Below are 12361 nucleotides of genomic sequence, written 5' to 3'. Positions count from 1 at the left end.
CCGTGAACGCCTACGACCCCGCCCAAGAGGACCGCCTCCAGCTTCCCTCCCACTGGGAGCCCGACCGCCTCCCGCGCCGCTCCGACCCCGGCGAGCCGCCCGTGCTCGACCCCGACGGACCCAAGGAGGTCGCGCGCCTCATCCGCTACAACGAGGACGACCTCCGCCACGTGCTCGCCCAGCACACCGCCGGCGACTGGTCCGCGGCGGCGCTGCGCCACCTCGACGGCGACCCCGACCCCGTCGGTGCGGGCGTGGTCTCGGCGATCATGTCCTCGCGCCCCCGCAACGGCCAGGAATCGATGCTGCGCCCCGAACTCGACGCCTGGGTGACCGAGCACGGCCTGCCGTTCGCCGCGGCCGCCGCGGTCGCCCGGCTCCGCCTGCGCGCCTGGCGGTCCTACAACGCGACGATGCGGGACGCCACCCTGCGGTGGCTCACCCTCCGAGAGGTCGGCTCGGTCCGCTGGGAACTCGAGCGCGGCATCAAGGTCCTCCGCGGCCTCATCGCGAACGCCTCCGAAGCCGAGTACGCCGCGGCCGCCGCCGCCGTGCTCAGGGACGACCCCGTCGAGCGGTTCCTCGCCATGCTCCTCTTCCCAGACGAGGCCGCCTGGGCCGAAGAGGTCTGCGGCGAGTACAAAGGCAACGGCGACTACGGCACCGACGGGCTGCTGTGGCTCACGATCGACCGCGCCGACCTCTTCACGGCCGCCGGCGTCACGCGGATCGAGCCCTGGCTCGTCAAGCCCGACCTCCTCGGCGCGGTCCTGCGCAACCTCGGCACCGCGGCCCTCCCGTTCCTCACCGCGACCCTCGCCCAGCAGCCCCCGACCGGCGAACGGCACCTCCTCCTCGACGCGATCGCCCTCCTGCCCGGCGACGCCGCCGCCGACCACCTGATCGGGCGCCTCGGCGAGGAGCACGTGTACCAGGCCGCCAGCGACGCCGCCGCACGCTACCCGCGCCGCGTCCTCCGCTCGGTCGCCGCCCACGCCGACACGATCGCCCCCGAACTGCGGCCGCGCCTCGCCGCCCTCGCCGCGGCCGTCCCCGAGGAGCACCGCGCGGCCCTCGCCGACGGCGAGCGCGCCGCCGTCGAAGCGCTCCTCGCGCCCTCCGGGACCCCGGTCGCCGACCCCGCGGACCTCCCGCCGATCCTCACCTCCCCGCCGTGGACCGTGAAGGGCCCCAAGCGGAAGCCGAAGGTCGTCGAGGGCCTCGCAGCGGACGCGCAGCCGACCATGGCCTGGGCCGAAGGCGAGCTCGACCGCTGGTCGAAGCCCGACTACGACTACTTCCGCAACACCACCGAGGCCGACTGGGAGCGGATGCTCCACAAGGGCCACAATCGCGGCAGCGCCACCCGCCCTTCCACGATCGTCACCTTCGCGCCCACCTCGATCGCCCTCCGCGCCCTCGAGAAGTGGGACGGGACGTTCAACGCCTACACCGCCGCCGACCTCAAGGTCATCGCCGCCAGGTTCGGACCCCTCGCCGCCGACAAGCTCGTGATCGCCCTGCGCGGCAACCCGAACTACCACGAAGCCCTCGTCCCCATCCGCAGCGTCGAGGCCGCCCGCCTCGCCGCCGACTGGTACGCCCGCCTCAAGGGCGCCCGCGCCAGCGCCATCGCCTGGTTCGAACGCCACGGCGCCGACGGCGCGGCCCTGCTCGTCCCCGACGCGCTCGGCGCCGACAAGAAGCGCCGCGGCAACGCCGAAGGCGCCCTGTGGAACATCGCGCTGCGCCACGGCGCCGACGCCGTCGCGGCCGCCGCCGCGCCCTACGGTCCCGAAGCGGCCGAGGCGATCGCCGACCTCCTCGCCGGCGACCCGCTCGAACCGCGCGGCGTCAAACTCCCCAAGCCCGGCCCGTGGGCCTCGCCGGTCATGCTCCCCGAGGTCCTGACCGCCGCGAAGGGCCACGCGCTCCCCGCCGAGTCGGTGCGCCACCTCATCACCGTCCTCGCACTGTCCACACCCGACTACCCGTACGCCGGGCTCGACGTCGCCGCCGCCGCCCTGGACCGCGGCTCCCTCACCAGGTTCAGCCGCGCCCTGTTCCAGCTCTGGCTCTCGATGGGCTCGCCCTCCAAGGACGGCTGGGCGCTCACCCAGCTCGCGCACTTCGCCGACGACGACACCGTCCGCCTCCTCGCCCCGATGGTCCGCGAATGGCCCGGCCAGTCGCAGCACAAGCGGGCCGTGAACGGCCTCGGCGTGCTCGGCGCCATCGGCACCGAGGCGGCGCTGCGCGCCATCCAGGGCATCGCCGAGAAGGTGAAGTTCAAGGCCCTCAAGGAAGAGGCCCGCACCCAGATCGCGGGGATCGCCGCCGGACTCGGACTCACGCAGGAGCAGCTCGCCGACCGGCTCCTCCCGGACTTCGGCCTCGGCGAGGACGGCGCGCTCGTCCTCGACTACGGGCCGCGGACGTTCACCGTGGTCTTCGACGAGCAGCTCAAGCCGTTCGTCAAGGACGAGACCGGCAAGCCCCGCAAGGGCCTGCCCAAGCCCGGCGCCAAGGACGACCCCGAGCTGGCCGAGCCCGCGTACAAGCGGTTCGCCGCCCTCAAGAAGGAGCTGCGCACCGTCGCCGCGGACCAGGTCCAGCGCCTCGAAGCGGCCATGGTCAACGGCCGCACCTGGACCAAGGACGAGTTCGAGCGCTACTACGTGCGCCACCCGCTCACCTGGCACCTCACGCGCCGCCTCGTCTGGTCGGCCGAGTCCGGGGGAGCGGCGTCGGCGTTCCGCGTCGCCGAGGACCGCACCTACACCGACGCGAACGACGACGCGTTCGTCCTCCCCGACGACGCCGTCGTCCGCCTCGACCACCCCGTCCGCATGGGGGACAGGGCCGCCGACTGGGCCGAGCTGTTCGCCGACTACGAGATCCTCCAGCCCTTCGAGCAGCTCTCCCGGCCCGTCCTCGCGTTCACCGACGAGGAACTCGCGACCGGCCGCCTCGAGCGCTTCGAAGGCGCCAAGGTCGAGGTCGGCAAGCTCCTCGGCCTGACCAGCCGCGGCTGGCACCGCTCCTCGCCCGAGGACGGCGGCGTCGAGCCGGGGATCTACTTCCCGCTGCCCGGCGGCGGCTACGTCACCGTGGCGCTCGACCCGGGCATCTGGGTCGGCATGATCGCCGAGAACCCCATCCAGACCCTCACCGACGTCCGCCTCTCGGCCGACGAGGACTACTGGTGGCGGGCCGGCCGCAACCCCGACCACCCCAAGGACATCGACCCGGTCACCGCCTCCGAGATCCTCGCCGCCCTCACCCGCGTCACCGCGAAGGGGTGACCGGGATGGCCGGCAGGGAGACCGGGGGGACCGTGGACCTTCCCGACGAGGACTCGTTCGAACTCACCGCGGAACAGCTCGCCGCGGCGGTGCCGCGCCGCGGCAGACCTTCCGCGCGCGCGTTCGAGATGCGGCCCGACGACACCGAACGGTGGCGGTACAACGGCATCGAACAGCGCCGGGAGGACCTGCGGCAGGCCGCCGCCTCGCCCGCGACCGACCCGCGGATCGCCGCCGCCCTGATGTCCTATATCAACGGACGACCCGATGCCGTCGGCGCCGCCGCGGCGTTCCTCGTCGACGACGCCGTCGGCACGCCGCTGTGGGCCGACCCCCGGTACTCGCAGTACGACGCCTGGCTCGGCGAGCACGGCCCGGAGTTCGCCGCCGCCGCGGTCATGGAGTACTACACCCTCAAGACCGTCGACCCGGTCCTCCGCGGCGTGCCCGTGCGCGATCCCGCCGACCGCCCGTACGCGGTCGAGACGGTCCCGCCCGACCCGGACGAATCCCCCTGGCGGAACCTCGGACTCGAACTCGCCCGGCTCCGCACCCACCTCTCCCGGATGCCCGAGCCCATGTACCGCCGGATCGAGGCGATCCTCGAATCCAAGGACCGCAACCCGGTCCAGCGCGCCGCCCGGGCCTTCCTCATGCCCGAGCGCACCGACTGGGTCGAGGGCGTGTGCGAGGAGCGGCCGCGCCGCCGCTTCGCCGACTTCGCCATCGACAACTGGCTGTTCCAGTGCGTCTCCTCAATGGACCAGCTCGAACGGGCCCGCCTCACCCGGCTCCAGGCCGTCGCCCAGTTCCCGCACGTGGTCTGGACCCTCGTCGAAGGCGTCGGACCCGACTGCGCACCGCTGCTCGCCCACGCGGCCGCCCGGCACGACACCAAGCCCGACCGGCGGGCGTTCCTGTTCGAAGCGCTCGGCGCCCTGCCTTCGGACACCGCCGTGCGGTTCTTCCTGGAGCGGCACAGCGCCCCAGGAGCCTGGGACCTCGCCCTCAAGGCCGCTCGGCGCTTCCCGATCCGGACGCTCCGCATGATCGCCGAGCTCGCGACCGTCAACGGAGACGCGGACCGGGTCTCGCGGGCCGGGCTCGTCGGCGTCCTCCAATCCGAACCGCTCCTCAGAGGCCCCGCCCGCGACGCCCTCGACCCCGCCGACCGCGACCGCATCGACGCCCTCGCGCAGTGGCGCGACCTGCCCCCGGAGACCACCGACGTCCCGGCCGCACTCGCGACGCCGCCCCAGCCCGACGGCCGCCGCAAGGCCCCCGCCGCACCGCCGTGGGCCGCGATGATCACCCCCGTCCCGCTCCTCCTCAAGGGCCGCCGCGCCCGGCTCCCGCAGGCCGCCGCGGCGCACCTCCTCGCCGCGATGGCCCTCGACACCCCGAAGCACCCGCACCCGGCGGTGCAAGCCGCCATCGCACACTGCGACACCGTGTGCCTGCGCGAATTCTCATGGGCGGTCTTCGCGACCTGGGACCGCACCGGCGACCGCGCGAACCCGTGGGCGCTCACGCAGCTCGCCCGCTTCGCCGACGACGACATCGTGCGCCGCCTCGAAGCCGTCATCCGCGAATGGCCCGGCCAGGGCCTCCACAAGCGCGCCGTCCGCGGCCTCGAACTGCTCGGCGCGATCGGCACCGAGGAGGCGCTGGGCGTGGTCCACCGCATCGCCAAGCAAGTGGCGTTCAAAGGGCTCAAGAAGGCCGCGCTGGCCGAAGTCGACAAGATCGCCGCGCGGCTCGGCCTCGATCAGGAGCAGCTCCTCGACCGGCTCGTGCCGGACTTCGAACTCGACGCCGACGGGCGCATGACGCTCGACTACGGGCCCCGGGCGTTCACCGTCGGCTTCGACGAGCAGCTCAAGCCGTTCGTCATCGACCCGAAAGGCAAGGTCCGCAAGAGCCTCCCGAAACCGGACGGAGAGGACGACCCGGAGGCCGCCACCCTCGCCGGGCTCCGCTTCGACAAGCTCAAGCGCGGCCTCAGATCGGTCGGCACGGACCAGGTCAAGCGCCTCGAGAAGGCGATGACCTCCGGCCGGGTCTGGTCCCGCGCTGACTTCGAGCGCCACGTCGCCGGCCACGCCCTCATGCGCCACCTCGCCCGGCGCCTCGTCTGGCAGTACACGACCGGCCGGGGCTGGACCTCGTTCCGCGTCGCCGAGGACGGCACGTACGCCGACCTGCGCGACGACGCCATTCGCCTGCCCGAGCGGTCCGCGGTGCGCCTGCCGCACCCGCTCCACCTCGGCTCGGAGATCAAGGCGTGGGCCGAGGTCTTCGCCGACTACGAAGTGGTGCAGCCGTTCGAGCAGCTCGCCCGCGCCGTGTTCGCACTCACGGACGAGGAGGCCGCCACCGGCCGCATCGCCCGGCTCGAAGGCCGCAGCGTCCACACCGGACCACTGGTCGGCCTGCAGCGGGGCCGCACCTGGTGGAAGTACACGTACGCGTTCGCCAACACGCACGCCCCGTACGGCCTGTGCCGGGAGATCCCGGACGTCGGCTTCCTCATGCTCGACCTCCAGCCCGGCATCGACCCCGCGGCGCCGACCGCCGAGCCGCACCAGCGACTGAACTCGGTGCGGTTCAGCACGGTCGAGGCCGCCGACGGCCCCGCTCCGCGGGACCTCGACCCGCTGCTCGTCTCGGAGCTGCTGGCCGTGCTCGACCGCCACATCGTTCGATGACCGCGTCCCCGACCTCTCCTTGTCCACGACCGCGCCGTTCGAAGACCGCACTCCTCGCGACCGCGCCGTTCGAAGAACCGAGCCGGGAGGCGTGTCGCACCCGGACTCTATGATCTTTGGGAACCTCCCGCCCCCGCGAAGGACCGACATGACCGAAACCGTTGCAGCGCAAGAAGACCGACTGCGTCTTCCTGCCGAGTGGACGGACCGGGTCCTGCCCCGTCGCAGCCGCGGAACGGGCATTCCGGTCGAGCCGGACCCCGACGCCTCCCGGAAGGTCGCCGCGGTGGTCGAGGCGAGGCGCGACGACCTCCTCGCCTCCCTCCAACGCCCCAAATGCGACCCGGACCTGTCGCAGGCCGGCCTCGCCCACCTCCGCGGCGAGTCGAACCCGACCGGCGCCGCGGTCGTCCTGACCCTGCTCCGGTTCGCCGAGCCCTACCGCGGCTCGCTCTTCCACACCGGCGGGGAACGCGCCGCCGCGAACCGGGAGCTGCTCGCCGCCCTGGTCGCCGACCACGGCCTCCCGTTCGCCGTGAGCGCCGCCGTCGAAGACCTCGCCACCGACATCCTGTGGACCGCCTCGAGCCGGTTGGGACCGTCCGACCTGCCCACCGCCGCACCCGGCGACGCCTCGAGCCTCAAATGGCAGGTCTGGGCCGACCGAGAAGGCGCCCTCCCGCTCCTCCGAGGGCTCATCGCCGCCGCGGACGACCGCGAATACCGGCGCATCGTCGACACCGCCGCCGGCCACCGCGACACCGTCTTCAAACGCGTCGCCGCGGCACTGCTGCTCCCCGACGAACGCGACTGGGTCGCCGCCGCCTGCGACGAGCACGCCGCATACGCCGACTCCGCCGCAGTCGAGCAGCTCATGTGGACCGCGGTGTCCGATGAGGACCACCTGAGGCGCCTCGGGCGCTCCCGGCTCGCCTTCGGCTACGTCCGACAGCACATCGTCGCCGAACTCGTGCACAACCTCGGCGTCGCCGCCCTCCCGGTCCTCGCCGAGACCCTCGACCAGAAGAGCCTCGACCACGCCCAGCGCACCCTCCTCTTCCAGGCCGTTTCGCTCCTGCCCAGCGACGACGCCGCGACCCTCCTCGTCGCGCGCGCCGCCGAACCCGGCGCGCTCGCCGCCGTCAAACCCGCCGCCGCCCGCTTCCCCCACCGCTTCGCGCGCGCCGTCGCCGCCTGCGCCGCCACCACCGCCCCCGCCGACCGGGTCCGCCTCGCCGGAGCCCTCCGCCAGGAGACCGTCCCGCTCGACGCCGTCCTGAAGGGACTCGACGACACCGCCAGGGCCGCGGTCGAAGCGCTCCTCGCCGAAGCCGCCCCAGCGGTCGCGGACCCCGAACGGCTCCCCGCGGTCCTCATCGCGCCGCCGTGGGCCGAACGCCGGCGCCGCCGCGCCCCCGAGCCCGTCCCCGGCCTCACCGCCCCCGCCGGCACCGAACTCCACTGGGCCCCAGGCGAACACGAAGCCGCCCTCGCCCTCGAACCGGGCTTCGCCGAATGGGACGAGGACGAGTTCTGGACCTCTGACAGCGAGACCGGCACCGGCTTCGCCGACCGGCTCCGCGGCCGCCTCGCCCGCGGCGGCGACCCCGAAGCCGTCCTCAGGAAACTCCGCGACGCGCCCAAGCACGCGAACGCGCTCGTCCCCATCCGCAGCGCCGAAGCCGCCGCCCTCGCCGCCGACTGGTTCGCCCGCCTCAAGTCCGCGCGCGTCCACGCCGCCGACTGGCTCGACCGCCACGGCGAGCACGCCGTGCCCTACCTCGTGCCCTGCGCCCTCGGCGCCGACAAGCGCCTGCGCGACGGCGGCGAAGCCGCCCTCCGGTACCTCGCCCGCCGCCTCGGCGGCCAGGCCGTCCTCCGCGCCGCCGAACCCTCCGGCCCCGCCGCACACGCCCGCGTCGCCGACCTCCTCGCCACCGACCCCCGCGTCCCCCTCGCCGGCACCGTCAAACCCGGCGCCTGGGCCGACCCGGACATGCTCCCCCCGGTCATGCTGCGCGGCAACGAGACCGCCCTCCCCGCCGCCTCGGTGCGGCACCTCATCGCCGCGCTCGCCCTCTGGTCCCCGCGCCTGCCGTTCCCCGGCGTCGACGACTTCGCCGCCCACTGCGACCCCGGCTCGCTCCAGCGGTTCTCGCTCGCCCTGTTCGACCTGTGGCTGCGCGCCGAAGCCCCCAGCAAGGACTCCTGGGCCGTCGACCAGCTCGGCGCCTTCGGAAACGACGACACCGTCGCCGTCCTCGGCCCCCTCGTCGCCGAATGGCCCGGCCGCAGCCAGAACGACCGCGCCCACACCGGCCTCGACGTCCTCGCCCACATCGGCACCGACGCCGCGTTCGCCGCCCTGCGCGACATCGCCGCGGCCTCCAAATTCGGCAACACCGTCTCCGAGCGCGCCCGCGAGCTCGCAGGCCGGATCGCCGCCGCCCGCGGCCTCACCTTCGACGCGCTCGCCGACCGCCTCCTCCCCGGCCACGGCATCGACGCGCCCATCTCGTACGACTACGGCCCCAGGCGCTTCCACCTCGCCTTCGACCGGCTGCTGACCCCGCGGATCACCGACGACGCCGGCAGGCCCCGCAAGACCCTCCCCAAACCGGGTGTCCGCGACGACGCGGCCAAGGCCAAGGCGTCCATCGCCCGCTGCAAGGCCCTCGTCAAGACCGTCGGCGACACCGCCGAAGCGCAGGCCGAACGCCTCTGCGCCGCGATGCTGAACGGCCGCGTCTTCACCCTCGGCGACCTCCGCGTCCTCGACGCCCACCCCATCGCCGGCGTCTTCACCCGGCGCCTCGCCTGGTTCAGCCGCGGCGCCGGGTTCCGCATCGCCGAAGACGGCGGCTTCGCCGACGTCGACGACCGCGAATTCGAGCCCGACCCGGCCGCGATCCGCCTCGCCCACCCCGCCCTCCTCGGCGACGAGACCCCCGCCTGGACCGCCCTGTTCGCCGACTACGAACTCCTCCAGCCCTTCGACCAGCTCGCCCGTCCCCGGCTCCGCTTCACCGACGACGAGCTCGAGACCGGCGACCTCGGGCGCTTCGACGGCCTCCGCGGGAACTTCGCGCAGCTCGGCGAACGCATCGGCTGGATCCAGACCCGCCGAGCCCCCGGACCCGACCTCTCCTGGGTCTGGCGGCTCCAGCAGGCGGTCCCCGGCGGCTGGCTCCTCGCCGACACGGCCCCCGAACCCGACATGCACAGCCCCGACCCCGACCAGGTCCACACCGCGACCCGCCTACGGCTCCAAGCCAACCGCAACCGCCGACCCAAGCACGCCCGCCCGCTCCCCGGCCGCGCGGTCGACCCCGTGGCCGCCTCGGAACTCCTCGCCCGGCTCACCGGCACCCAACCGACCAGTTAGAAAGCAGCACATGACCGACAAGCAGACCGCCGCCCCGCGGCTCCAGCGGCCGCCCGCCGAGCATCGCTACGCCGAGGAGCTCGCCAAGCTCGGCGCCGAGGACGACGCCCCGCGCCCGCCCGGCTGGGCCCTGAGCCTCCAGGCCGCCCGCACCTTCATCGTCGGCGACGAGTCCCGCGGCATCGCCAAGAAGTTCGTCGGCGACCCCTCGCTCATCGACCGCGCCCTCGTCACCCTCGCCACCAGCCGCGGCCTCATGCTCGTCGGCGAGCCCGGCACCGCCAAGTCGCTGCTCTCCGAGCTCATCGCCGCGGCCGTCTCCGGCGACTCCACCCTCACCATCCAAGGCGGCGCCTCCACCACCGAGGACCAGATCGCCTACTCCTGGAACTACTCCCTGCTCGTCTCCGAAGGCCCCTCCGAGCGCGCGCTCGTCCCCGCGCCGCTCCTGCGCGGCATGGCCGAAGGCCGCGTCGTCCGCTTCGAGGAGATCACCCGCTGCCCCCTCGAAGTCCAGGACTCGCTCCTGTCGCCGCTCTCCGACCGCGTGCTCGCCATCCCCGAACTCGAAGGCGACTCGATGGTCTTCGCCCGCGAGGGCTTCAACATCATCGCCACCGCCAACACCCGCGACCGCGGCGTCAACGAGATGAGCGCGGCCCTCAAGCGCCGCTTCAACTTCGAGACCGTCTTCCCCATCGCCGACTTCAAGACCGAGCTCGACCTGGTCGAGCACGAGGCCGCCGCCGCGCTGGCCCGGTCCGGGGTCCCGCAGCCGCCCTCGCGCGACGTCCTCGAAGTGCTCGTGCGGGTCTTCCGCGACCTCCGCGTCGGCGACGCGGGAGGCGGCCGCCCGCAGGCGGTCATGTCCACCGCCGAGGCCGTCTCGGTCGCCCACGCCGTCGGCATCAAGGCCTGGTACCTGCGCGGCGGGAACGCCGAGGCCGGCGACATCGTCGACTGCATGGCCGGCGCCGCCGCCAAGGACTCCACCGAGGACCTCGCGCGCCTGCGCCGCTACCTCGAGCAGAAGGCCCCCAAGCGCAAAGGCCCGCACTGGCAGTCGCTCTACCAGGCCCGGAACCTGCTGCCGGGATGATCGAGCGCCTCCACGTCCAGGGGGTGCGGCACCACTCGCCCGCCTGCGCCCGCCTCGTCGCCGAGCGGATCGAGGAGCTGCGGCCCGCGGCCGTGCTCATCGAGGGCCCGGCCGACTTCAACGACCGGCTCGACGAGCTCGCCCTCGAGCACGAACTGCCCGTGGCGATCTACTCGTACGCGAGCACCGACAGCTCGGTGCGCCGCTCGTGGACCCCGATGTGCGACTACTCTCCCGAGTGGACCGCGCTGACCGAGGGCCGACGCATCGGTGCGCAGGTGCGGTTCATCGACCTCCCCGCCTGGCACGACGCCTTCGACGGGATCGAGAACCGCTACTCCGACGCCGAGCGGCGCTACACCGAGGCCACCGACCGGCTCTGCGCCGCCTTCAACGCCGACAACCAGGACGCCCTCTGGGACCACCTGGTCGAGAACGCCGACTCCGACCGGCTCGCCGAGCGCCTCGACCGGTACTTCGACCTCGTCCGCGGCGAAGCCGACGCCAACGGCGCCGACACCGCCCGCGAAGCCCATATGGCCCAGTGGATCCGGGCCGCCCTCGCCGAGCACGAGGGCCCGGTCCTGGTCGTCTGCGGCGGCTTCCACGCGCCCGCGCTGCGCCGCCTCGCCGCCGAAGGGGACGCCGCGGCCCCCGAGGTCCCGCGCCCGCCGGAGGGCACCGAGGTCGGCGGCTTCCTCGTCCCGTACTCGTTCAAGCGGCTCGACTCCTTCGCCGGCTACCAGTCCGGGATGCCCTCGCCCGAGTACTACCAGCGCCTGTGGGAGGACGGCCCCGCCGCCGCGGCGGGCGCGCTCATGGAGCGCATCACCACCCGCCTGCGCGGCAAGGGCCTCCACGTCTCCACATCGGACCTCATCGGCGCCCGCAGCCTCACCGACGGCCTCGCGCGCCTGCGCGGCCACCGCGTCCCCGGCCGCACCGACCTCCTCGACGGCCTCGCCAGCGCCCTCATCAGCGACGACCTCGAGGCCCCGCTCCCGTGGACCCGGCGCGGGACACTCACGGCCGGAACGCATCCGGTCGTCGTCGAGATGACCGCCGCGCTCACCGGCGAACGCGTCGGCCGGCTCCACCCGGACACGCCCGCGCCGCCGCTCGTCGCCGACGCGCAGGCCGAGATGGAGCGCCTGGGCCTCGACAAGGACGGCACGCTCCGCCTCGACCTCGCGCGCCCCGCCGACCTCGAACGCAGCCGCGTCCTCCACAGCCTGCGGCTCCTGAGCATCCCCGGGGTCCGCCGCGACGACGGCCCCTCCGCGGGCGCCGACGTCACCGCCGAGGAGCACTGGACGCTGCGCCCGAACGACGACCGGCTCCCGGCGCTCATCGAAGCGGGCGCGCTCGGCGCGACCCTCGGCGACGCCGCGCAGACCGTCCTCGAGCACCGCCTCGACCGGGACGGCGCCCTGGAAGCCCTGGCCGCCATCCTGTTCGACGCGGCCCTGTGCGGCCGCGCGCACCTGACCGACCGCCTCGGGGCCGCCGTCGAAGCGGCCGTGGCCGACTCCAGCGACCTCGCCGCCGTCGGCCAGGCCCTCGCGGTCGCGCTCGCCCTGTGGCGCCACGACCACCTGTTCGGCACCGCCGGCAGCGACCTGTACGGCTCGGTCGTCACCGCCTGCTGCGACCGGATCCTGTGGCTCGCCGAAGGGCTCCACGCCCCGCCCGGCCCGGCCGAACCCGGGCGCCTCCACGCGCTGGTCGCCCTCCGCGACGCCGTCCGCCACGCCCCCGGCCTGGCCCCGTCCTCCGGCACCGTCACCGCCGCGGCCGACCGGATCGCGGTCGACCCGCAGGCCCCGCCGGACCTGCGCGGCGCGGCCCTCGGCCTCGCCTGGGC

General features: G+C 74.2%; 5 protein-coding genes. All 5 read left to right on the top strand.

What is annotated here, in order from left to right; translation table 11 throughout:
- Positions 1 to 2 precede the first annotated feature (2 nt).
- The gene (locus GFD30_RS28125) at positions 3 to 3305 is read left to right on the top strand and encodes a DUF4132 domain-containing protein (RefSeq protein ID WP_153027735.1); all 3303 of its coding nucleotides are present in this window, start codon (positions 3 to 5) and stop codon (positions 3303 to 3305) included.
- A 32-nt stretch (positions 3306 to 3337) separates the two neighbouring features.
- Positions 3338 to 6013 carry a DUF4132 domain-containing protein gene (locus GFD30_RS28120; RefSeq protein ID WP_153027734.1) on the top strand — a complete coding sequence of 892 codons (2676 nt, stop codon included), beginning with the start codon at positions 3338 to 3340 and terminating at the stop codon, positions 6011 to 6013.
- Positions 6014 to 6161: 148 nt separating this feature from the next.
- On the top strand, positions 6162 to 9398 hold the full coding sequence (locus tag GFD30_RS24240; protein ID WP_153027733.1) for a DUF4132 domain-containing protein: 3237 nt from the start codon (positions 6162 to 6164) through the stop codon (positions 9396 to 9398).
- A gap of 10 nt (positions 9399 to 9408) precedes the next feature.
- Entirely contained in the window at positions 9409 to 10497 is a 1089-nt protein-coding gene (locus GFD30_RS24235) for an ATP-binding protein (RefSeq protein ID WP_153027732.1), read from the top strand.
- Positions 10494 to 12361, top strand: a 1868-nt coding sequence (locus tag GFD30_RS24230; protein WP_153027731.1) for a DUF5682 family protein, incomplete at its 3' end; no start/stop codon positions are given. The genes GFD30_RS24235 and GFD30_RS24230, both read left to right, overlap by 4 nt.

This window comes from Glycomyces albidus (assembly GCF_009451885.1).
Taxonomy (GTDB): Bacteria; Actinomycetota; Actinomycetes; order Mycobacteriales; family Micromonosporaceae; genus Glycomyces; species Glycomyces albidus.
This window is presented reverse-complemented; position numbering and strand designations above follow the sequence as displayed.